Here is a 23,903-nt window from a genome sequence, read left to right on the forward strand (position 1 = left end):
TTCATCGCGCCTAAACTGTTGGTGATGCATCTCGCGCGGTATGCGCGCATCGCAACAATCCGATTCTACAGGTTCCCCCTGTCCTCCGGGCCGCCGGTGACAGAGCGCGAGCCGGAGGCACCATGCTCACGAGTTCCGCCACGCCGTCCGCCGACACCCGGATCGTGATCGGCAGGCCGCTGCGCGTGCTCGCCTGGCTCTCGTTCCTGGCCGAGGTCATCATCATCGGCACCGGCGGCGCCGTGCGGCTGACCGGCTCGGGCCTCGGATGCTCGGAATGGCCGCTGTGCACCCCCGAATCCCTCGTGCCGCTGCCGGAACAGGGCATCCACGGCATCATCGAGTTCGGCAACCGGACCATGACCGGCGTGGTGGGTCTGCTCGCGCTGGCCGTGCTCCTGCTCACTCTCGCGGCGATCGGCGGCGCGGCGCTCGTCAAGCGCGCACTCTGGTTCGCGGGCGGAGGCATCGTCGCTGCCGTCATCGCTTTCGCCGTGACAGCGCCGTTCGGACTGCCGGCGTTCGGATTCTTCTCGGGCGCGTTGCTGATCGCGGTGGTCATCGCGATGTTCGACTCGCTGCGCCGCACCACGCGACGACGTGACCTGGTGACGCTCGCGTGGGTCGTGCTGGCCGGGGTCATGGCTCAGGCCGTCGTCGGCGGACTCGCCGTCGTGACCGACCTGAACGCCTTCGTCGTCGGCTTCCACTACGTCTCCTCTCTCCTGCTGGTCTGCGTCACCGCGGCCTACCTCGTCCGCCTGTATGCGGCCCCCGGACCACGGACGCTCGCGGTGCCCCGGCCGTTCGCGGTCGTCACGCACGTCACGGGGCTCGCGCTGGCGGCGACGATCTTCTTCGGCGTCCTGACGACGGGATCCGGCCCGCACTCGGGCGATGCGAGCATCATCCGCACCGGCTTCGACGCGACCGTCCTCGCGCACGTGCACTCCTGGCCGGGGTACATCCTCGCCGCGCTCGTCGTGGTGCTCACCGCGTGGGCGTGGCTGCGCAGGCTCCCCGTCCGCGGCTGGCTGCTCGTGCTCGCCGGCGCGATCGTCGTGCAGATCGCCGTCGGCGTGTGGCAGGCGCGGGACGGGCTTCCCGAGATCCTCGTGGGCATCCACATGGTGCTGGCGTCGCTCTCCGCCGCGGCCTACACCGTCGTCGTGCTGAACCTCAAGCGTCCCGTCGCCGACGCGGCCTGAGCGCCGGACGCACACCTGGCTCATAGCGGGGACATAACCCGCTCATGGTCGCGTCGCCCACAGTGGCTGACATGAAGAACACCGCACTCACCCGCAGCATCCCGTACTGGCTTCTGCTGGTGCTCTCCCTCGCCGCACTGGGACTCGGCGCATGGATCACCACGGATCAAATCGGGGTGATGACCACGACGCTCCTGGACGGCACGGCCACCGGGGTCGAGGTGTACGCCGGCCAGGCATGGGTCGTCTTCGGCGGCGCGCTCGTCGCAGGCGGGATCATCGGACTGTTCCTCGCCCTCGCCCTCGCCGCGGCCAAGGCTCTCCTCCCGCGTCCGAGCGTCGAGGTCGTCGAGACCATCGACTGGACCAGCGCAGACACCGACAGCGAGGACACGGTCGAATCGGCCGTCGACCCTCGTGCGTCGACGGCCGCGGACGTCGACGAGCCGGCGCACGCCACCCGCTGATCACGGCGATCCGCCGAACACGCAGACGCGCCCGCATCCGATCGGATGCGGGCGCGTCTGCGTGTGAGTCAGAAGGGCAGCAGCGGATCGACCGCGACGGCGACGAAGATCAGTGTGAGGTACGTGATCGACGCGTGGAACACGCGCATCGGACGCGGCTCGGTCCCCCGGACGGCGCGGTTGTAGAGACGGTGCGATTCGTAAATGAACCAGCCGCCGAAGACCAGAGCCGACACCGAGTAGACCAGGCCCATGTCCGCGACTGGGATCAGCAGCAGCGAGCACGCGACCGTCGCCCATGCATACAGGATGACCTGCAGGCCGACCTGCGACGCGCGCCGGGTCACGCCGAGCATGGGCACGTCGACGTCGTTGTAGTCGTCCTTGTACTTCATCGACAGCGGCCAGTAGTGCGGCGGCGTCCACAGGAACACGAGGACGAAGAGGATGAAGGCGGGCCAGTCCAGCGAGCCGGTCACCGCAGACCAGCCGATGAGCACCGGGAAGCAGCCGGCGATGCCGCCCCAGACGATGTTCTGCTCTGTCCGTCGCTTCAGGATCATCGTGTAGATCACGACGTAGAAGAAGATCGCGACCGCCGACAGCGTCGCCGCGAGCCAGTTGGTCGTGAGCAGGAGCCACACTGTCGAGACGACCGCGAGGGTCCAGGAGAAGATGAGCGCGCCTCGCGGCGTGACCTCGCCGGTGACGAGCGGCCGGTTCTCGGTCCGGTGCATGTGTGCGTCGATGTCGCGATCGAGGTACATGTTGAACGCGGCGGCCGAGCCGGCGCTCATCGCGCCGCCGATCACCGTCGCCAGCACGAGCCAGAGATCGGGGAGGCCGCCCTCTGCCAGGAACATCACCGGGACGGTGGACACGAGCAGAAGCTCGAGGACGCGGGGCTTCGTGAGGGCGACATACGCCTTCACCGTGCGTCCGAGCGACCGCTCAGGTGCGACCGACTGCGTGTGCGTCGAGATCTCGATCCCCTCCTCCGCGCGAAAGCGCCATACCGGATCCAGTCTACGTCAACCGTGCCGCCACGCCGTTTCCGCGCCGTGTTCCGGGCCGCGAACCTCTTTGTTACCTCACTCCGTAAGACACGCATTGTGAGCGAATCATCACCGCTATGCTGAAAACCACTCGCGCGCCCGGCGCTGTGCACCTCTCCGTGACGATGCGGATGCGCCAGGGAATTCGGGCGCCCTCGAAATTGTCGGAAAGGGCATGACCGTGTCGCAACTGCAGTGGGATGAGATCGATCGACGCGCGGTGGACACCGCGCGAATTCTGGCGGCTGATGCCGTTCAGAAGGTCGGCAACGGTCACCCCGGCACCGCCATGAGCCTCGCGCCCGTGGCCTACCTCCTCTACCAGCGCGTCCTGCGCCACGACCCGACCGACACCGACTGGCTCGGACGGGACCGCTTCATCCTCTCCGTGGGCCACTCGTCGCTCACCCAGTACGTTCAGCTCTACCTGGGCGGCTTCGGCCTCGAGCTCGAAGACCTCGAGGCGCTGCGCACGTGGGGCTCCCTCACGCCTGGTCACCCGGAGTACGGCCACACCAAGGGTGTCGAGATCACCACCGGTCCGCTCGGTCAGGGCCTCGCCTCGGCTGTCGGCTTCGCCTACGCCGCCCGCTACGAGCGCGGCCTGTTCGACCCCGAAGCCGCAGCCGGCACCAGCCCGTTCGATCACTACGTGTACGTCGTCGCCGGCGACGGCGACCTGCAGGAGGGCGTCACCAGCGAGGCGTCCTCGCTGGCCGGCCACCAGCAGCTGGGCAACCTGATCGCCATCTACGACTCCAACCGGATCTCGATCGAGGGCGACACGAACGTCTCGTTCACCGAGGACGTCGCCGCCCGCTACCGCTCCTACGGCTGGCAGGTGCTCGAGGTCGACTGGACCCGCACCGGCGAGTACGTCGAAGACACCCAGGAGCTGCTGAACGCGATCGAGGAGGGCAAGGCCGAGACCGGCAAGCCCACGCTCATCATCCTCAAGACGATCATCGGCTACCCGGCGCCCAACAAGAAGGGCACCGAGTCCGTCCATGGCAACGCGCTGGGAGCTGACGAGGTCGCCGCCACCAAGGAGGTCCTCGGCTTCGACCCGGAGAAGAGCTTCGTGGTCGAGGATGCGGTGATCGCGCACACCCGCGAGCTCGCCGGCCGCGCCGCCGAGGCGCGCGCCGCATGGCAGGCCGACTTCGACGCCTGGGCCGCCGCCAACCCGGAGCGCAAGGCTCTGCTCGACCGACTCGAGGCGGACGCGCTCCCCGAGGGCATCGAGAACGCGCTGCCCGTGTTCGAGGGCGGTACCGAGGTGTCCACCCGCGCCGCATCCGGGAAGGTCATCAACGCCCTCGCCCCCGAGCTGCCCGAGCTGTGGGGCGGTTCGGCCGACCTCGCCGGCTCGAACAACACCACGATCGCACCGGCGGCGTCGTTCATCCCCGCCGAGTGGTCGACGCACGACTGGTCGGGAAGCCCGTACGGCCGCGTCCTGCACTTCGGCATCCGCGAGCACGCCATGGGGTCGATCCTCAACGGCATCACGCTGCACGGGAAGACGCGGGCCTTCGGCGGCACGTTCCTGATCTTCAGCGACTACATGCGCCCCGCCGTGCGTCTGGCCGCACTGATGGACATCCCGAGCATCTTCGTCTGGACGCACGACTCCGTCGCGCTCGGCGAGGACGGCCCGACCCACCAGCCGATCGAGCAGCTCGCGACCCTGCGCGCGATCCCGAACTTCACGGTGGTCCGCCCGGCCGACGGCAATGAGACCGCCGCCGCCTGGCTGGAGATCCTGCGCCGCCACGGCGGCCCGGTCGGAATCGCGCTGACCCGCCAGAACGTGCCGAACGTGGCACGCGGTGAGGGCGCGGCTTCCGGTGATGTCTTCGCCTCGGCCGACAACACCGCCAAGGGCGCGTACGTGCTCGCCGAGGCGCCGAGCGGCACCCCGGACGTGATCCTCATCGCGACCGGCTCCGAGGTCCAGTTGGCGGTCGCCGCCCGCGAGACGCTGGCCGCCGATGGTGTGAACGCGCGCGTCGTGTCGGCTCCGTCGCTCGAGTGGTTCGCCGAGCAGGACGCCGAGTACCGCGAGTCGGTGCTGCCGGCATCCGTCACCGCCCGCGTGTCCGTCGAGGCCGGGTCCGTGCTCAGCTGGCGCGGCATCGTCGGCGACCGGGGCCGCTCCATCGGCATCGACCACTTCGGCGCCTCCGCCGACTACAAGACCCTTTTCCAGAAGTTCGGCATCACCGCCGAGGCCGTCGTCGAGGCGGCTCGCGAGACCATCAAGGAGAACGCATGAGCACCCCCACGGCACAGCTTCACGACGCCGGCGTCAGCATCTGGCTGGACGACCTCTCGCGCACCCGCATCAACTCCGGCAACCTCGCCGAGCTGATCGACTCGCGCAACGTCACCGGTGTCACCACGAACCCGACGATCTTCGCGAACGCCATCACGAACCCCGACGACACGTCCTACGACGCGCAGGTCACCGAGCTGGCCGCATCCGGCGCGACCGCCGAGGAGGCCGTGTTCGCGGCGACCACCCAGGACGTCGCCGCGGCACTGGACGTGTTCCGCCCGGTCTGGGAGGCCTCAGGCCACGTGGACGGCCGCGTCTCGATCGAGGTCTCCCCCGACCTCGCGCACGACACCGACGGGACTGTGGCGCAGGCCAAGGAGCTGTGGGCGAAGATCGACCGCCCGAACCTGCTCGTGAAGATCCCCGCGACGAAGGCCGGCCTCCCCGCCATCGCCCAGGCCATCGGCGCCGGCATCAGCGTCAACGTGACCCTGATCTTCAGCCTGGAGCGCTACGCGGCGGTCATCGACGCGTACCTCACGGGTCTCGAGACCGCGAAGGCCGCCGGCATCGACCTGTCGACGATCCAGTCGGTCGCGTCGTTCTTCGTCTCGCGCGTCGACACCGAGACCGACAAGCGTCTCGTCGAGATCGGCACCGAGCAGGCTCTCGCGCTCAAGAGCAAGGCCGGGCTCGCCAACGCCCGCCTGGCCTACGAGCTCTACGAGCAGACGTTCGCCGGCGACCGCGCCAAGGCCCTGCTGGATGCCGGGGCGAACCTGCAGCGTCCGCTGTGGGCCTCCACCGGGGTGAAGGATCCTGCTCTCCCCGACACGCTCTACGTCACCGAGCTGGTGGCTCCGGGCGTCGTCAACACGATGCCGGAGAAGACGCTCGAGGCGACCTTCGACCACGGCGTCATCACGGGCGACACGATCACGGGCGGCTACGAAGAGGCCAAGGCCGTCTTCGCCGGTCTCGCGGAGGTCGGCGTCGACTTCGACGACGTCACCCAGGTCCTGGAGGACGAGGGCGTGTCGAAGTTCATCGACTCGTGGCACGACCTGCTGACCCAGGTCGCCGCCGGTCTCGAGGCCCAGCGATGACGTTCTCGCTGCACGCCACCGGCGCGCCGAAGGTCGCGATCGACGAGGTCGTCCCCGGCCTCGTCGGCGACCTCGTCGCCTCCCGCATCACCTCCGGCGACGCGACGCTCTGGGGCCCGGCCGCGGAGGCGGAGGCTTCGGTCCGCCTCGGTTGGGTCGAGGCCGTCTCGGTCTCCCGCCCGCTCGTCGCCGAGATCACGGCGCTGCGTGCCGAGCTGAACGCCAAGGGCGTCGACCGCGTCGTCCTCGCGGGCATGGGCGGTTCCTCGCTCGCCCCGGAGGTCATCGCGCAGACCGCCGGCGTGCCGCTCACGATCCTGGATTCCACGGCGCCGGGCCAGGTGCTCGCGGCACTCGACGAGGGACTCGAGCGCACCGTCCTCGTGGTCTCGTCGAAGTCCGGCTCGACCGTCGAGACCGACTCGCAGCGCCGCACGTTCGAAGCCGCGTTCCGCGACCTCGGCATCGATCCCACCGAGCGCATCGTCGTCGTCACCGACCCAGGATCGCCTCTGGACGTGTCGGCCCGCGAGGCCGGCTACCGCGTCTTCAACGCCGACCCGAACGTGGGCGGCCGCTACTCGGCCCTCACCGCGTTCGGTCTCGTGCCGTCCGGCCTCGCCGGTGTGGACATCGCCGAACTCCTGGGCGAGGCCGAGGCCTCGCTGCTGGAGGTCGCGGTCGACGAGGCTTCCAACCCGGCACTGCGTCTGGCCGCCGCGATCGCCGGCACGTCACCGCGCCGCGACAAGCTGGGCCTGATCACGGACGGCACGCACATCGACGGCCTGCCCGACTGGATCGAGCAGCTGATCGCCGAGTCCACGGGCAAAGAGGGCACCGGCATCCTGCCCGTCGTGCTGCTGCCCGTATCGCCCGAGCTGGACCCGGTGCCGGCCGACGTGCAGATCGTGCGCCTGGTCGATGACGCGAACGAGTTCCACCTGCACGAACGCCACCCCGGTGAGATCCTCGTCAGCGGAACGCTGGGCGCGAACTTCATCGTCTGGGAGTACGCCACCGCGATCGCCGGCCATCTGCTCGGCATCAACCCGTTCGACCAGCCTGACGTGGAATCCGCCAAGATCGCCGCGCGCGGCCTGCTGGACGCGCGTCCGGAGCCGGCCGCGCCGGCGTTCGTCGAGAACGGCGTCGAGGTCCGGGTGACCGATCCGGCGCTCGCATCCTCCGGAACCGTCGAAGGCGTCCTGGACGCCCTGTGGGCTCAGCTGCCCGAGGACGGCTACGTGTCGATCCAGGCCTACGTGAACCGTCTCGAGCTCGCGCAGCTGCAGGGACTCCGCGAGCTGGTCGCCGCCGATTCCGGCCGGCCGACCACGTTCGGCTGGGGACCCCGCTTCCTGCACTCGACGGGTCAGTATCACAAGGGCGGACCGACGCAGGGCGTGTTCCTGCAGATCCTGGAGCGCACGGATGTGGATCTGGAGATCCCCGAGCGTCCCTTCACGTTTGGACAGCTCATCGAGGCGCAGGCCGCCGGCGATGCCGCCGTCCTCGCCGAGCACGGTCGACCGGTGGTGTCCCTGACGATCACGGACTCCTCCGCCGACGTGCTCTCCCTTTTCGAAGCCGCTCAGAAGTAGCTCACAGGAGAATCCCCCACCGATGTCTGTCCCTGTTACGCGCGGGCAAAACCCGTTGCGCGATCCCGACGATCGCCGTCTCAACCGGATCGCGGGGCCCAGCGCCCTCGTGATCTTCGGTGTGACCGGTGACCTGTCGCGCAAGAAGCTCATGCCCGCCGTCTACGATCTGGCCAATCGCGGCCTGCTGCCGCCCGGGTTCGCCCTGGTCGGCTTCGCGCGCCGCGACTGGGAGGATCAGGACTTCGCGAAGGTCGTGTACGACGCCGTCAAGCAGCATGCGCGCACCCCGTTCCGGGAGGAGACCTGGCAGCAGCTGCTGCAGGGCATCCGGTTCGTGTCGGGCGAGTTCGACGACCCCGCCGCGTTCGCCCGCCTGCGCGAGACCGTCGAGAAGCTCGACGTCGAGCGGGGCACGATGGGCAACCACGCGTTCTACCTCTCCATCCCGCCGAAGGCGTTCCCCGTGGTGGCGCGTCAGTTGAAGGACTCCGGTCTCGTCGGCGACGAGGAGAGCGAGGACCACTGGCGGCGCGTGGTGATCGAGAAGCCGTTCGGCCACGACCTCGAGTCGGCCCGTGAGCTGAACCAGGCGCTCGAAGTGGCGTTCTCCGCCGACTCGATCTTCCGGATCGACCACTACCTCGGCAAGGAGACGGTCCAGAACATCCTGGCGCTGCGCTTCGCGAACGAGCTCTACGAGCCGATCTGGAACCGCAACTACGTCGACCACGTGCAGATCACGATGGCCGAGGACATCGGCGTCGGCGGCCGTGCGGGGTACTACGACGGCGTCGGTGCGGCGCGCGACGTGATCCAGAACCACCTCCTTCAGCTGCTCGCGCTCACTGCCATGGAGGAGCCGATCAGCCTGTCCGCCGAGCATCTGCGGGCGGAGAAGGAGAAGGTCCTCGCGGCCGTGCACCTTCCGGATGATCTGTCCCTCGCCCAGGCGCGCGGTCAGTACGACGGCGGTTGGCAGGGCGGCGAGCAGGTGAACTCCTTCCTCGGCGAGGAGGGCATGCACCCGCAGTCCACCACGGAGACGTACGCCGCGATCAAGCTCGAGATCGCGACGCGCCGCTGGGCGGGCGTTCCGTTCTACCTGCGCACGGGCAAGCGCCTCGGACGCCGCGTGACCGAGGTCGCCGTCGTGTTCAAGCGCGCACCCGAGCATCTGTTCGGCCGGTCGAACGCCGCCGAACTCGGACAGAACGCGCTGGTCATCCGCGTGCAGCCCGACGAGGGCGTCACGATTCGATTCGGCTCGAAGGTCCCCGGCAACGGGACGAACGTCCGCGACGTCACGATGGACTTCGGCTACGGGCACGCGTTCACCGAGGCGAGCCCCGAGGCGTACGAACGCCTCATCCTCGATGTCCTGCTCGGCGACCCGCCGCTGTTCCCTCGCCACGAGGAGGTCGAGCTCAGCTGGAAGATCCTCGACCCGTTCGAGAAGTACTGGGCCGCGCAGAGCGGCGCCGTGGAGCAGTACGCTCCCGGCTCGTGGGGTCCGGCATCCGCCGACGCCCTGCTGGAACGCGACGGACGAGTCTGGAGACGACCGTGATCATCGACCTTCCCGACACGACCGTCAGCCAGGTCGCCAAGAAGCTCGTCAGCGTGCGCGAGGAGGGCGGCGCCGTCGCCCTCGGCCGCGTGCTGACGCTCGTGATCGCCGCGCGCAACGGCGTCGCCGAAGCCGCGATCGACGCCGCCAACGACGCGTCGCGCGAACACCCGATGCGCGTCATCGTGCTCACCACCGGAGACGGCGACGCGCACCTGGATGCGCAGATCCGCGTCGGCGGAGACGCCGGTGCCAGCGAGGTCGTCGTGCTCCGCGCCTACGGCGACGCTGCCAGCAACGCGGAGAGCCTCGTCACGGGTCTCCTGCTCCCGGACGCGCCCGTCGTGGCGTGGTGGCCGGAGGAAGCGCCGGCCGACCCGGCATCCTCGCCGCTCGGGCGCATCGCCCAGCGCAGGATCACGGATGCCGCGACCGCTCCTGACGTCCGCGACCGCCTGGCGCAGCTCGGATCCACGCACTCCCCCGGCGACACCGATCTCGCATGGACGCGTCTGACCCACTGGCGCGAGCAGCTCGCCGCGGTGCTGGATCAGCCGCCGTTCGAGTCCGTCACCGCCGTGGAGGTGCGCGGCGCTGCCGCGTCTCCGTCCACCGCTCTGCTCGCCGGCTGGCTCGGCCTCGCGCTCGACCTCCCCGTGACGTGGGCCTACGAGGACCCGAACGAGTGGTCCGAAGGCATCAAGTCCGTGCGGCTGAGCCGTGCGTCCGGTGACATCCTGCTCGAGCGCCCTGAGCCGGGTACGGCCGTCCTGACGCAGCCGGGTCAGCCCGACCACGACCTGCACCTGCCGAGGCGCACGCTGCGCGAATGCCTCGCGGAGGAGCTGCGTCGCCTCGACCCCGACGTGCTGTACGGTCGAGTCATCACCGAGGGCTGGGAGAAGCTGGGTCCGCCCGAGACCGCAGCGTGAGCAATGACATGGAGGCTGCTGCCGTGGAGAAGACCGTCGTCGTCGAGGCGACACCGCAGGCACTGGCCGACCGCGTGGCCGACCGCTTCCTCGCCCGGGTCCGCGCCCGGACGAGGAACGGTCGGATCGCGCACATCGCGCTGACCGGCGGCTCGATGGGAGCCGCCGTGCTCCGCGCCGCTCGCGCGCATCCCCGCCTCGACGAGATCGACTGGTCGCTCGTGCACTTCTGGTGGGGCGACGAGCGCTTCGTCGCCCGAGCGGATGCCGATCGCAACGCCCTGCAGTCGCGTGAAGCGCTGCTGGACCACATCGCGGTCCCCGCGGGGAACGTGCACGAGGTCGCCGCATCCGACAGCGGCCTGAGCCTGGACGACGCGGCGGCGGCCTATGCCACCGAACTCGCACGTTACGGCTCTGACGACCAGCCGTGGCCGTCGTTCGCGGTGTGCTTCCTCGGTGTGGGCCCCGACGGCCATATCGCCTCGCTGTTCCCCGACCGCCCTGAGGTCACGGTCACGGATGCCGCCGCCCTGGCGGTGCGCGACTCCCCCAAGCCCCCGCCGGAGCGCGTCACGCTCACGCGTCCCGTGCTGAACGCCTCCAAGCGGGTCTGGCTCGTCCTGACGGGTGCGGACAAGGCCTCGGCGCTCGGTCTGGCCCTTGCCGGCGCCAGCTACACGAACGTCCCCGTGGCGGGCGCCAAGGGCCGAAAGCGCACCGTGTTCTTCGTCGACGAGGCGGCGGCCTCCGAGGTCTCCCCTGACCTCTTCGATCAGAGCTACTGATCGCGCTGCGGTGCCGGCGGCTCGTCCCCTGCGTCCGGTGCGGCATCCGCCGCCGTCCCGCCGTCGCTGCCGCGTTTGATGCCCAGCTCCTGGCTCTCGCTGAGCAGCTGCGGATGGAAGCGGGCGAGTCCGATCACTCCCCAGACGGCGATGGCGCCGGAGATCAGGAACGCGAACATCACCCAGGTCGGAGCGGCGTCCGCCTCGCCGAGCACGATGACGCCGATCAGGACGGCGACCAGCGGATCCACCACAGTGAGGCCCGCGATCACGAGATCCGGCGGGCCGGAGCTGTACGCGGTCTGCACGAAGTAGGCGCCGACGGCCGCTGCGGCGATCAACGCGATCACGCACACGAGAGTGATCCAGTCGAACGCGCCCTGCTGCACCCGCGTGATGACGGCCTTGGCGAGCGTCGCGACGAATCCGTAGAGGATGCCGGCGCCGACCACGTAGAACAGCGCGCGCATGCGGTGTCGCAGGATCAGCCAGCAGCCGCCGAGCAGGATGATCACGACGAGCAGGATCGCGAGGATCGTGAAGAGCTCGGTGTTCGTGATCTCCTTCTCGACGGCGTAGATCGCGGCGAAGAACACGAAGATGAAGATGCCGCCGACGCAGGCGAAGATCGCCGTGAGCGATTGCCTGGTCGGGGCATGGCCCGAGATGCGGGCGTTGAGCAGCGTCGTGATCACGAGCGCGATCGCGCCCAGCGGCTGCACCACGATCAGCGGCGCGACCGCCAGCGCTGCGAGCTGGCAGATCACGGCGAGGCCCAGCATCAGCGTGCCGATCAGCCACGACGGCCGCGTCAGCAGACGCTTGATCTGGTTCATGCTGAGGCCCGTGGTGCCGTCGGCGCCACTGAGGCGTTCGACCTTCTCGACGCCGCGGTGCTGATACTGCGCGCCCAGCGACATGAACACGGCGCCGGCCAGGGCCAGCGGGATGCCCAGCAGCAGGCCGGGGTTCGCGAACACGCCGACCAACTGGTCGCTGACGTCGATCTCCGCCATCCACACCCCCGCGCTCACAGTACGACCTTACCGGGCGGGCCACGCGCATTAGGGTTGTGGCGTGGCTGTTCTTCCGATTCGCATCATGGGCGACCCCGTCCTGCACTCCCCTGCCGTCGACGTCGATGAGATCACGGACGAGATCCGTGCCCTCGTCGCCGACATGTTCGAGACCATGGATGCCGCACCCGGTGTCGGGCTCGCCGCCCCCCAGGTGGGTGTCGCGCTGCGGATCTACACGTACGCGTACGTGGACGACGATGACCGTCCGTGGCGAGGCGTCATCATCAATCCGGTGCTGTGGATGAGCCCACCCGAGCCCGGCTCCCCGGACCCCGATGAGGAGTCCGAAGGATGCCTGTCCTTCCCCGGCGAGCGGTTCCCGCTCCGCCGGGCCGACCGCGTACTGGTGACCGGGATCGATCTCGACGGCGCGACCGTGCGGATCGAGGTCGACGGATGGCGGGCGCGGATCATGCAGCACGAGTTCGATCACCTGGACGGCATCCTGTACGTCGACCGGCTCTCGGACGGCGACTGGAAGACGGTGCAGAAGATCGCGCGCAAACGCGGGTGGGGCAAGCCGGGTCGCAGCTGGACCCCGGGGGTCGACGACCTGGAGGCGTAAGGCGGCGTGAGCGCCGAGCCGTTCAGCAGTTTCATCGGCTTCTCCGAGTTGCGTCACAGCCTTCGCGCTGGATAGCGTTCAGAGGCGGGGGAGATTTTCCGCGCGTCGAATCTCTGGAGGGGGAAACAATGATGAAGCTTCGTACGCGCCGCGCGTTGGCGCTGGCGGGCTCGGCGGTCGCGCTGAGCATCGCGCTGACGGGGTGCAGCACGATCACGAACCTGATCTCGGGCGATGCGCCGCGCGATGAGGAGACCGGAGAGGTCACCGAGGAGTCGAACATCGACATCTTCTCGCTCAAGGTCGGCGACTGCATGCCGGGCGACGCCATGTCGGGCGCCGAGCAGAGCGACGCGGACGTGGTGCCCTGCTCCGAGCCGCACGGATACGAGGTCTACCACGAGTTCGAGCTCGCCGACGGCGAGTTCCCCGGAGCGGACGCCATCCAGGCCGAGGTCGAGGCGCAGTGCCTCCCCGCGTTCGACAGCTTCATCGGTCTCACGTTCGAGGAGTCCGCGCTGGACATCACGTGGTATGAGCCCACGGAGGACAGCTGGACCGAGGCCGACGATCGTCTCGTCCAGTGCCTCGTGTACGACGCGGCCGGTGACGTCGAGGGCACCCTCAAGGGCGCCGCGCGCTGAGTCACAGCGCTGATATGAAGAAAGGCCCCGCCGTCCGGCGGGGCCTTTCTTCATATCAGCGCGTCAGGAGAGCAGCTTCGCCTTGGCAGCGGCGAACTCCTCCTCCGAGAGCACGCCGGACTCCTTGAGCGCGGCGAGCTGCTGAAGCTGGGCCAGCATGTCGTTGCCGGCCGGCGCGGGAGCAGTCGGAACGGCAGGTGTTGGCTGCGCGTACTGCGCTGCCGCTGCCTGCGCAGCGGCGTCGAGCTGAGCCTGCTGCTGCGCAGCCTCGTACTGCTGCTGTTCGTACTGCGCCTGCGCCTTGGCCTGCTGGTTGCGCGCCATACCACCGGAGACGGCGGAGGCCGTCCCCGCGACGACCGCGGTGCGTGCGGCCAGACCGATCAGTCCGGGGCGCCCCATTCTGCGAAGCGGCATGTCATTCTCCTTCGTTCTCGAGGATGTCGACCATCGCGTTGACGATGGGGGCTGGTACGCGCTCGCTGCGCAGCAGGACGCCGCCCGATGCGTTGAAGCGTTCGGCGAGGGTGCGGGCGTAGCTCAGCTCGAGCACGACGAGCGCCGCGGATCCGCCCGGCGGGATCAGGTCGGCGAACTCGTCGATGTCCTCGCCGCCGGCGATTCCTGCCGCGTGGATCTCGACGCCACCGAGTCCGAGGGCGTCTGCCTCGGCATCCACCTCGATGACCTCGAGGTCGCCGTCCTCCGACTTCGACACGAGCACGAAGTCGAGAAGGCGGACGAGCCCGCTGGCGAGCAGGTCGGTGAGAGCGGAGAGCGTCGCCGGATCGGGACGCTCTCCTTCGAACCCGACGAGGTACAACTCGACGGGACCGAAACGGAAGTCGGCCATGTGGTTCCTTTCTTCGATGATGCGGTTGGTGTGGATCAGGAGATCAGGCGTCTGGCGCGCGGGTGATCGCGTTCTGACGCGGGATGACCACCTGACGGATGATGATGAGGATCGATGCCGTGATGGGAATCGCCACCAGCGCACCGAGAAGGCCCATGAGCGTGGCCCCGACCATCGCGCCGATGATCACGAGCACGGCCGGCACGGCGACGGCTCTGCCCATGACCCGCGGCGTGACGAAGTACGCCTCGAGCTGGATGTAGATGAAGTACAGCACCAGGAATACGACCGCGGCCCCCGGGCTGATGAAGAGCGCGCCGACGGTTCCGATGAGCAGGAAGATCAGCGAACCGATGAGCGGGACCAACGTGATGAAGAACGCCGCGATCGCCATGACCGCAGGAACCGAGGATCCGATGAGGAGCTGGATGACGAGCACCACCAGGGCGTTGAACGTCGACAGCGTGACGCCGCCGGCGACGACGGCGCCGACGGATCCCGTGATCTGCTCGAGCAGCTCGGAGAAGCGCTTGCGCTGGTAGGCGGGCACCAGGTTCGCGACCGTCTGCTTCATCGCGGACAGCGACGAGACGAAGTACAGCGTCAGTACCACGACCATCACGAAGCTGGAGATCGCTCCGACGATGCCGAACCCGGCGCGCAGGACTCCGCCGGAGATCGCCAGGAACGAGGAGATGTTGGCGACCGACTTCACGCCCTCCGCGATCACCGCACCGAGATCGACTCCGAGATTCTGCTCCAGGGCGAGGTACCACTCCGCGCCCTGCATCGCGGCGATCGCCTCGGGGGCCGCTTCGAGAGCCGTGATGAACTGCCGCACGGTGGCGGGGATCACCACGAACAGGATCACGAGCATGAGCGCGAGGAACGCGACCGCGACGATGGCGATGCCCAAGGCACGCCGGAGGCCACGACGTTCGAGCGCCTGCACGGCAGGGTCGAGACCGAGCGCCAGGAACATGCCGAGGAACACCGAGATCAGCACGGTCGACAGCGAAGCGACGGTCGCGGACAGTGCGATCGCGAGGATCACGCCCAGCGCGACGGTGAAGCCGGACACGAGCGGATGCGCCGGCACCAGGCGAAGCAGCCCAGCGCGCCGCGACGCCGGGGCGGGGGCGTCGACGACCGAAGGCACCGGGTCGGAATCACTCACGCTGTGCACGCTACCTTTCACCCGTGCCGGGGCCGTCGCGACTCACCCATGGCAGATGACCTCCGGATCGGGCGAAGGGTGCTTCCGATCGCTGATCGGAAGCACCCTCGGAGCGGGCTACGAGCGACGCCTGACGGCGATCACCAGGAACGCTCCGCCGCCCAGCAACAGGAGACCGAGCGCCACGATGCCGAGCGTCGCCCACGGGTCCATGCCGGTCGCGGGAAGCGGCGGTTCGCCGTCGAACGTGTTGACCAGCTCGAAGCTGCGCTCGACGTCCGCGCGCACGATGAAGAATCCGAGCCGGCTGCCGCTGGCGAGCTCGATCAGGCCGATCTCCTCACCGCTCTCGTCGTACAGCTGCTTGCTGTCCGCACCGCCGTCCTCGGTCTCCGCGATGCCGCACAGTGCGCCGGCGGGCAGCACCTCGTACTCCGTGCGGTAATCGTTCTGGGCGTTCAGCTCGCGGACGGCTCCACCGGGGATGTCCACCAGCTCCCGCCCGTTCGCCGGGTCGATGCACTGGACGGTGACCTCGAAGGGCCCGGTGCCCCTGTCTGCCGCGCCGTCGCCGGTGACCGTCTTGGTGACGGCGACGCTTCCGGCCAGGAACGTGTTGGTCGCGGTCACGGTCACGGTGTCGCCGTCGCCGATCGTCGCCGGCGACCCCTCGATCGCCTGGGCATCGGCGACCGAGTCATCCGTCTCGGTGACGGTGCAGACCGAGCCGGTCGGGATGCCGTCGATCGTGGCGTCCATACCGTCCTCGGTGCCCAGGATGACGTCGTTCTCGTACACGATCCGACCATCGGCCGTCCCGTCGTCGAGGACGCAGACGACGTTCAGGGTGAACGGGCCGCCACCGAAGTACTCGGCACCGGGGCCCTCGATCACCTTGAGCAGCTCGAGCGAGCCGGCGTCGAAGTGGTTCACGACCTCGATGCGCACCTCGGCATTCTCCTCGACCGTCACCATGCCGTCCTGAGGGACGAGCGTGGTCGTGCCGGCGCCGCCATCGTACGTCTCGGTCAGCGTGCATTCGGCGCCATTCGGCAGACCCTCGTACACGGTCCGGTAGTCGTTGCGCTCGGAGAGCAGGCGGATCGCCGTGCCGGGGATGTCCAGCGAGACCAGCTCGCCCTGCAGCATCCACTCGCAGCTCAGGCTCACTCGGAACGTCGTGTCGCCGCCGAGGTCCGCCCCGGCCCCGGTGACGATCTTGTCGACGACGATGGATCCGACGTCGTAACGGTTCTCGACCTCGACGGCGACCGATGCCCCCGGCTCGACGACGACCGCGCCGTCATCCGGCGTGATCGTGACCGCCGAGGCGTTGGCCGCATCGGTCTCGGTCACCTGGCACTCGGCTCCGTCAGGCAGATCCGAGTACGTGGTGGCGAGTTCCGTCGCCGTGGAGAGCGTCCGCACCGCGCCGCCGGGGATCTCGATGCTCTCGCCGTTCCATGTGCAGCTCAGCGTGATCTCGAACTCGCCGGTCGCCCACCGGGCACCGTCACCGGTGATCTCCTTCGACACGACGATCTCGCCGATGTCGAAGGTGTTGTCGATCGTCACCTCGACGGGCTCTTCGGGGCCGCCGACCGTCACAGCGCCGTCGTCGGGCGTGATGGTCGCGGCGCTCGCGCCCGCCGCATCCGTCTCGGTGACCTGGCAGTCCGCTCCCATCGGGAGTCCGTCGTACACGGTGGTCGCCGTGGTCGGGTCGTCGGTGACCTGGAGGGTGCGGTCGGCGCCACCGGGGATGTCGATCGGCACCTCGACGCCATCGATCACGGCCGTGCACTGCAGGTTCGCGGCGAATTCCCCCGTGCCCCAGAGCTCGGCTCCGTCACCCGACGTCGTCTTGGTGACCTCGATGCTGCCGACCTCGAAGGTGTTCACCACGGTGAACTCGAGTTCGACACCCGCCTGGACCCGCCAGAATCCGACCGGTTCGCCGTTCGCATCCAGGATCTGGGTGCTGGCCGCGGAGCCGGCATCCGTCTCCTGCAGGATGCAGAGCGCACCAGCCGGAAGCGGGTCATAGGTCGTGGTGAAGTCGCCCGCTTCGTCGAGCGTGCGATCCGCGCCACCGGGGATGTCGACGATGAGCGTGACGCCGTCCGTGTCGATGCAGGTCAGCGAGACGTCGAACGAGCTGTCGGCCCACTGGATGTCTCCGGCGAGCTCCTTCGTGACGGTCGCGCTGCCCTCGGCGAAGGTGTTCGTCACCGTCGCCGTCACCGTGTCGCCGAGCGGGATCGTCACGGGGTTCGGCGAGATCTCCGAACCGGTCGCGACACCGTCGTCGGTCTCGGCGAGGGTGCAGACGCTGCCGGCGGCGATGTTCTCGACGACGGCCTCGAGGTCGGTGTCGTCGTCCGGCGTCGCCGGATCGTCCGCCTCGGCGTCGAAGACGAGCTCACCCGACCACGTCGTCACCTCGCCGAGCACGCACTCGACGGCGACCACGTAGGGTCCGCCGGCGAACGGCGAGTCGGCGGGCTCCAGCACCTTGAGCACCTGCAGCTGTCCGACACCGAAGGCGTTCTCGACGCCGGATTCGTTGGTCGCCGCTCCGTCCTCGTCGGGGGTCAGGACCACGGTGATGCCGGCGGCGTCGCCGTCCGGCACGGCACCGTCCGCAGTGGATCCGGTCGTGGTGACCGTCACGGCACCCGCGGTGTCCGTCTCCGAGACCGTGCACTCGGCGCCGGCCGGGAGGCCGGTCAGTTCGACCGTCTCGCCGTCGGAGATCTCGATCACCATCGGCGCGTCGGGTCCGTAGCCCTCGGCGAAGACCTCTTCCCCGAGGAAAGTGCATACCACCGTGACCTCGAACGGGCCGTACGGGACGGCCTCGCCGTTCTGGTCCACGGCATCTGTCGTCACGTCCTTCGTGATCTCGAGCGACGCCAGCTCGTACACATTGTCGAGCGTCGCGGTGCCGTACGGTTCCACATCCGTCACGACCCCGCCCGTGCCCGAGGCGCTGACCTGGCCGTTGTCGCCCTCGAGCAGCTCGCACGACGCGCCCCACGGGAGGCCGTCGATCGTCTGCGCCTCACCGGCGGAGAGCGTGAGGTCGATGGGTGGCAACTCGGTCTCGACCGGGGTGCCCTCGGCCGAGACGCACATCAGTTGCACCGAGAACGTCTCCGGAGCGAAGGCGGCGCCATCCCCGCTCACGGTCTTCTCGACCGTGAGCGATCCGGTCGCGAGTGCCGCGCCGACGCGCACACCCTCGGTCGGGACCATGTCGTCGGAGCCGCTGGACTGGTCCGCCGTGAGGTGCGCCCCGGTGGCGACCGTGTTCCACGCGATCGGGTTCTCCTTCACGAGCACGGGGCCTTCGCCGGGCGCGTACGGCGCGGCGAGAGTGGCGAAGTCCGCGAGGATCACGCCCAGGGGCTCGAGAGGAGTCGGCAGCTCGATCGTGAGCTGGATGCCGGTCACGTCGGCCGGGTCGACGGATCCGGGGTCGACCCAGTCCCCCTCGGCGCAGGCCGGGGCGAGCGTGTCGGCGAGATCGTCCGCACAGACCGCGCCGGTCGTGACCTCGTAGCTCATCGTGGCACCGGCGGGCGCCTGCACGAGCTCGACGCCCTCGGCGAAGACCGGGATCCACTCACTGCCGCGCGCCAGCTCGCTCAGCACGCCCGTGTCACCGGGGACCGGCAGCCGGTCGGTCAGCACGATCCGGTCCATCGGGATGTTGCCGGTGTTGGCGATCGCGAACCGCCACTCGAGCTCCCCGCCGGGCTTCGCGATCGGGATGCAGGAGAGTGCGTAGAAGCCCTCGTCGGCGGGGTCGAACTCCGCCGGCACGTTGGGTTCGCAGGCTTCGCCGCTGCCGGTGTCGAACGCACCGAGCTCGTCGTCGACGGCCCGAACGGCCTTCGCGGAGCGGACCGCGCCTGCGGCGAGCACCGTGATGAAGGTGTCGGTCGAGCACTCGTCGACGGGACCGGCGGCCTCGTTGCAGGTGTCGAAGGGACGATCCCCGCCGACGGTCGCGGTGTTCGCGATCTGGGTGCCGCCTGGGACGCCGGGCACGATCACCATGTCGATCGTGATCGTGTAGCTCTGACCAGGCTCGATCTGGCTTCCCTCCGGGAACGTGAACGTCCAGGTGCCGTCCGCGTCGGCGACCGTGACGTCCGACGGATCCGTCGGCATGGATGCGGTCGTGGACGCGTACGCGTATGGTCCTTCGACCCCGGCTTCGGGATCGAGCATGAGCTGACCGTCCGCCGCCGGATCATCGACGATCACGGGGTTCTCGATCGGCCAGGCCCCCGTGTTGGTGACCGTGAGCTCGTACGGGATCACCTCGCCCGGGGCGAACTGGCTGCCCTCGGTCGGGGTCTTCGTGATCTCGACAGCCGAGATCGCGTGCAGATAGGCGATCTGCGCGTCGGCGGAGTCCGACACCACGCCGACCTCGCCCTCCTCGCACGCGGACTGCAGATTCGCGCAGGCCGTCGCCGTCGTGCTGTTGCTGAACACGCCGGCCGCGGTCTCCCCCGGGGCGGGTGCGAGGTCGGAGCGGTCGCTGGGGACCTCGCCTCCGCTGCGCAGGTCCGCTCGTCGCTGAACGGAGATCGGCACCTCCTGCAGCGGCGTGATCGGGTTCTCCCACTGCTGGAACTCGCCGTCGACGATGTTCGCGAAGGTGAATCGCACGCCCTGCACCTGGTCGGCGGTGGTGCCGTCGGGCAGGGGCTGCGCCAGGAAGTCCGCCTGCGTGCGGTACTCCCCCTCGACCCACGTTCCCCCGACGTTGTCGACCGACGTCCCGTCCGCCGAGGGCGTGAACGTGCCACCGGTGAGCACGTCCATCTTGACCATGTTGATCGGCGTCGCGAGGGCGAAGGCCGGGTCGATGCCGACGTAGTCGAAGGCGTTCCAGAACGTGGCCTCGTCGTCGACGATCTGCATCCCCTGCACACGGGCGGAGCCGGTGGGCTGGCCGGTCAGGGTCATGACGACCGGCGCGTCATCCGGTTCGGTCTGCGACGGCACGGAGAACGACTTGCCGGCCTCCACCTCGAGCGACAGGTCTTCGAACACGACGGTGGCCTGGTCCTGCGCTGTCGGCGTGTTTTCGGCGGTACCGCCACCGGCGTCGGCCACGGCCGCCTCCGCCACGTTGGTGACGGGGCTCTCGTTGCTGCCGGCCTCGTCGTCGACGCGGTTGTCCGGCTCACCGCGCACGAACTCGCGCATGCGGAGGTCCATCTGGATGCTGCCCGTGGCTTCGGGCTCGATCCGCCCGTCGTACGTGACGACGATCCCGACGACGTCGAGCAGATCCGCGGAGGACATCGCGAGCACCTCATCGATCGTGTGCGTGGTGTCGCCGCCCGCGTCCGCCGCGCCGTCACCGTCCTCGTCGTGCGAGAGCACCACTTCGGCGCTCTCGGCACCGTTCGGCTCCGAGATCGAGATGACGTCGTCGAGGGTGAAGTACAGGAAGGGATTCTGGGCGCTGCCCGGCGCAGGATCGGTGATCGACATCGTGTCGACGCGCGTGGCGGTCAGGTTGGTCGCCTCGAGGGTCACGCGTCCGGTCGGGAACTGCTCCGCCGGCGTGCCGTCCGGTGGGATGCCGAAGGGGCTGTTCGACCAGGTCTTGGTGATGTCGACGTTCAGCGGCACGTCGACGATTCCGATCGTGTCGGCGTCGTCGGACTGGATGATCTGCTCTCCGTCGGTCGTCCCTGTGACACTCGCGACGTTCAGCACCGTTCCGACAGCGGGGTCGTCCGGATCCTCGACGAAGTTGTAGTCGAGGTCGCCCATGGCGGGCTGACCGTCCGAGCGACGCTCGTCACGCAACTCGAACACCAGGTTCACCGTGCGGTCGTTGCCCGTGGAGCGGGCGACGCCGCTTCCCACCGGCGGGGCCGTCGGATCACCGGCGGAGGCCGCCTCGCGATCTTCGCTCTCTTCGACCAGGAGGCGGATGCCGAGCGCATCAGCCCGATCCTCGTCGGTGAGCGTGACGCCGGGGAAGCCCCCGACGCAGGTATCCGCGCACGGGTCGTTCGACAGTGCGCGCCAGGACTCGCCGTCCCACAGCTGGACCGCGGTGATCTGGTCGTACTGGAGGTAGGGATCCATGGCGGACGTGATCTCAGCGACTCCGACGAGATCGAACGCGTCGTAGAAGGAGCCGGCGAGCGACGCGGGGTCCGTGCTGGGCGGGGTCGCCTCATCCTGGATGACGACCTGATCGATCCCGCTGTAGCCACCGGTGGACCACTGCAGACGGCTGGTCACCTCGGCGCCGGACCGAGAGGTGACGATGTTCGGGTCGATCGCCTTGTCCAGGACGTCCGGTCCCTCGTCGGGGTCGAACGGGTCGAGATGGACCTGCGCGCAGCCCACGGAGTCGGCACTCGGCGTCGCCTGCAGTCCCTCGGCGCCCGACGCATCCGTCACTCCGCAGTTCTGGACGTCGACCGGAGCGGTCGTCTCGGTGGCCGGTTCTCGCTCGGTTTCACGGATCTCCGCCGTGAAGTGCGGTGCGAGCGTCGTCCCCGGAGGGAAGGAGGTGCCGTCCTCGGCGGTGTAGACGAACTGCAGACCGAGGATGTCGTCCTGCTCGGATGCCGGGATGTCCATGCTGAACACCGTCGGCCCCTCGACGACCACGGGCTCTCCGTCGGCGTCGAGCAGAGGCACCCAGTCCTCGCCGTTCCAGTAGTTGATCGTCAGCGTCGCGTTCGCCGGGACCGCCGTCTCGGTGATCTCCGTCGCATCGAACAGATCCCAGAAGCTGCCGTCGACTCCGAATGGAACGGTCGCCGGTTCCTGGACGACGATCTCGGTCGCATCGGTCGTGGACTGCGGGAACGGATCGACGGAACCGTTCAGGGTCACGAGCACCCACTCGCCAGGGCGGTCGATGATCGTCCCCGGGTAGATGGACTTGGTCGTGGTCGTCTCGAGGTGCTTCTCGTAGACGAGCAGATCGGCCTCGGCGTCGACGTCGACGACGCCGCCGGCCGGCCCGACGCCGGTCGTCGTGGCGACGTTCGTGATGGTGGCCGGGTATCCCGCCTGATCCTCGTCGGTCTGGACGTCGAACGGGATGCTCAACTGTGCGCCGGGCGAGATCTCACCCGTGAACGTGATCTGGAACCGGACCGGATCCCCGGCGGGGGCGGGCGGGCTCGCCCCGTCGTCGAACGCCGTCGGTCCCTCCGTCGAGCCGTCCGCGTAATAGTACGTGATCGTGGCGCCGGTGGCACCGGCGGGATACGTCACGGGGCCAGCGAAGCCGGCGAACTGCATCGACTCGTCGAAGCCGCCGGCCGACGGGTCATCGCCGGTCAGCGCCGGCTCCGTGACGGTCATCTCGGGCAGGGCGAATGCGCTGTTGTTCGTGGACGTGATAGTCGCGGTGCTCGTGTCGCCGGCGGCGACCTCGGCCGGCTCGAACGCCTTGGTCGTGGCGATCTCGATGTCCTCCGCGACGATCTGGTGCGTCGCCGATGCCGTCGCGTTCTCGGTGGTGCCGTCGCGTGAGATGGCCCCGTCGACGGTGTTGGTGACGGTCACGTCACCGAGCTCTCCCACGTCCTCCGGTTGCTCCATGCCGATCTCGGCACCTCCGGATGCACCGACGGGAATGCGACTCCCGTCGGTGTCCGTGAACGTGATCCGGACGCCGAGCACGTCGTCGTTCGGCACGGACTCCGGGGTCGTGGGCTGGTCGGGGGCGGTCGCCACCGGGCCGGCCACCCACTCGGTCCCGTTCCAGACCTCGACCTGCGCCTGCTCGGCGCCCTCGGGATAGGTGACGGTGCCGAGACCGGTGAACGGCAGCGTCTCGAAGGGGTTGCCCGGTGCTGTCGGATCGGCGGGGTCCGTGATCACCATCTGGTCGAGCTGGGCGTTGGAGGCGTTCTCCGTCGTGACAGTCGCCGTCACGGGCGTTCCTGCAGCGGCCACAGCGCTCGGCGGATCCATCGTCTTCGTCACGACGGGGTCGAGCTCGAGCGGAATGACCGGCGTGACCTCGTCGGAATCGCTCAGCGGACCGGAGGTCTGCGTGTCGGCGTTCGTCGTCGCCGTGTTCGTGATCGGGATGCCGTTCAGCTCGTACGGCGCGTTCTCCGGCAGTCGGACCTGGATCGTCACCGTACCGGTCGTTCCGCCCGGCAGGCCTTGTCCGCCGGCAAGGATCGGCATGGTGAAGTCGACGTGCACGCTCTGCCCGTCGATCGTCACGTCTCCCTGGAGGCCGGTCCCCACGGCGGCGTCGAGGACTTCGAACTCACTGGGCACGACATCGTCGAGGACCGCGTTCACGCAGCCGGTCGTGATCGACGTGCACGAGACCGTGATGGTGTAGCTGAACGACTCCCCCGGCGCGACCGTATCGACACTCGCGGTCTTGTCGACCTCGACGTCGCCGTCGGCCGCGAACGCGGCCGGTGCGATGCCCACGAGCGCCGTGCTGAATCCGAGGACGACGGCGGTGAGCCCCGCAGCCATCCGACGTCGCCAACCGTGTGCCTTCGTCGTTCTCATCCCACCCGCTCCGTTCGTCACGGGTGTCAG

16 protein-coding genes are annotated in these 23,903 nt (G+C 69.0%); 10 read left to right on the top strand and 6 right to left on the bottom strand.

Going from position 1 to position 23,903, the window contains the following annotated elements:
- The first annotated feature begins 122 nt into the window (after positions 1-122).
- Together OED01_RS08740 and OED01_RS08745 are read left to right on the top strand one after the other, a co-directional pair.
- On the top strand, positions 123-1,208 hold the full coding sequence (locus OED01_RS08740; protein ID WP_264154897.1) for a COX15/CtaA family protein: 1,086 nt from the start codon (positions 123-125) through the stop codon (positions 1,206-1,208).
- A 71-nt stretch (positions 1,209-1,279) separates the two neighbouring features.
- Positions 1,280-1,675 (top strand): hypothetical protein, encoded by a 396-nt coding sequence (locus OED01_RS08745; protein WP_264154898.1) that lies wholly within the window; start codon positions 1,280-1,282, stop codon positions 1,673-1,675.
- 68 nt (positions 1,676-1,743) lie between these two features.
- Here the strand turns inward: OED01_RS08745 and OED01_RS08750 are convergent, their stop codons facing one another.
- Positions 1,744-2,664, bottom strand: a complete 921-nt coding sequence (locus OED01_RS08750) for a heme o synthase (protein ID WP_264157943.1) — start codon at positions 2,662-2,664, stop codon at positions 1,744-1,746.
- A gap of 247 nt (positions 2,665-2,911) precedes the next feature.
- Between OED01_RS08750 and tkt the strand changes: the two genes are divergently transcribed.
- From tkt to pgl, 6 genes are read left to right on the top strand one after another with little or no spacing between them, the layout of a single operon-like run.
- Positions 2,912-5,008: a transketolase gene (gene tkt / locus OED01_RS08755; protein WP_264157944.1), complete on the top strand. Its 2,097-nt coding sequence runs from the start codon at positions 2,912-2,914 to the stop codon at positions 5,006-5,008.
- The gene (gene tal / locus OED01_RS08760) at positions 5,005-6,117 is read left to right on the top strand and encodes a transaldolase (RefSeq protein WP_264154899.1); all 1,113 of its coding nucleotides are present in this window, start codon (positions 5,005-5,007) and stop codon (positions 6,115-6,117) included. The genes tkt and tal overlap by 4 nt, the downstream gene beginning before the upstream one ends.
- A complete protein-coding gene (locus tag OED01_RS08765) occupies positions 6,114-7,721 on the top strand; it encodes a glucose-6-phosphate isomerase (protein WP_264154900.1) in 1,608 nt (535 codons plus the stop codon). Before tal ends, OED01_RS08765 begins: the two co-directional genes overlap by 4 nt.
- 22 nt (positions 7,722-7,743) lie before the next feature.
- On the top strand, positions 7,744-9,291 hold the full coding sequence (gene zwf / locus OED01_RS08770) for a glucose-6-phosphate dehydrogenase (protein ID WP_264154901.1): 1,548 nt from the start codon (positions 7,744-7,746) through the stop codon (positions 9,289-9,291).
- Entirely contained in the window at positions 9,288-10,223 is a 936-nt protein-coding gene (locus OED01_RS08775; RefSeq protein WP_264154902.1) for a glucose-6-phosphate dehydrogenase assembly protein OpcA, read from the top strand. The genes zwf and OED01_RS08775 overlap by 4 nt, the downstream gene beginning before the upstream one ends.
- Before the next feature lie 8 nt (positions 10,224-10,231).
- Entirely contained in the window at positions 10,232-11,011 is a 780-nt protein-coding gene (gene pgl, locus OED01_RS08780) for a 6-phosphogluconolactonase (protein WP_264157945.1), read from the top strand.
- On the opposite strand, the gene OED01_RS08785 is transcribed toward pgl, so the two are convergent.
- A complete protein-coding gene (locus tag OED01_RS08785; protein ID WP_264157946.1) occupies positions 11,005-12,027 on the bottom strand; it encodes a DMT family transporter in 1,023 nt (340 codons plus the stop codon). The genes pgl and OED01_RS08785 overlap by 7 nt on opposite strands.
- A 61-nt stretch (positions 12,028-12,088) precedes the next feature.
- On the opposite strand from OED01_RS08785, the gene def reads away from it, so the two are divergent.
- Both def and OED01_RS08795 read left to right on the top strand, forming a co-directional pair.
- Positions 12,089-12,655, top strand: coding sequence for a peptide deformylase (gene def / locus OED01_RS08790; protein WP_264154903.1), 567 nt, complete (start codon positions 12,089-12,091; stop codon positions 12,653-12,655).
- Between the two features lie 128 nt (positions 12,656-12,783).
- Complete coding sequence (locus OED01_RS08795; RefSeq protein WP_264154904.1) at positions 12,784-13,299, top strand: septum formation family protein; 516 nt, start codon at positions 12,784-12,786, stop codon at positions 13,297-13,299.
- A 63-nt stretch (positions 13,300-13,362) separates the two neighbouring features.
- Here OED01_RS08795 and OED01_RS08800 read toward each other — a convergent pair whose 3' ends face one another.
- The 4 genes from OED01_RS08800 to OED01_RS08815 all read right to left on the bottom strand — a co-directional run bounded on the left by OED01_RS08800 (position 13,363) and on the right by OED01_RS08815 (position 23,873).
- Positions 13,363-13,716 (bottom strand): SHOCT domain-containing protein, encoded by a 354-nt coding sequence (locus tag OED01_RS08800; RefSeq protein WP_264154905.1) that lies wholly within the window; start codon positions 13,714-13,716, stop codon positions 13,363-13,365.
- Position 13,717: 1 nt separating this feature from the next.
- Positions 13,718-14,152 carry a DUF6325 family protein gene (locus OED01_RS08805; protein WP_264154906.1) on the bottom strand — a complete coding sequence of 145 codons (435 nt, stop codon included), beginning with the start codon at positions 14,150-14,152 and terminating at the stop codon, positions 13,718-13,720.
- Positions 14,153-14,195: 43 nt separating this feature from the next.
- Entirely contained in the window at positions 14,196-15,329 is a 1,134-nt protein-coding gene (locus OED01_RS08810; RefSeq protein ID WP_264154907.1) for an AI-2E family transporter, read from the bottom strand.
- Positions 15,330-15,446: 117 nt separating this feature from the next.
- Positions 15,447-23,873, bottom strand: a complete 8,427-nt coding sequence (locus tag OED01_RS08815) for a DUF5979 domain-containing protein (protein ID WP_264154908.1) — start codon at positions 23,871-23,873, stop codon at positions 15,447-15,449.
- Positions 23,874-23,903 lie beyond the last annotated feature (30 nt).

The organism is Microbacterium sp. M28 (genome assembly GCF_025836995.1).
In the GTDB taxonomy this organism is placed as follows: domain Bacteria; phylum Actinomycetota; class Actinomycetes; order Actinomycetales; family Microbacteriaceae; genus Microbacterium.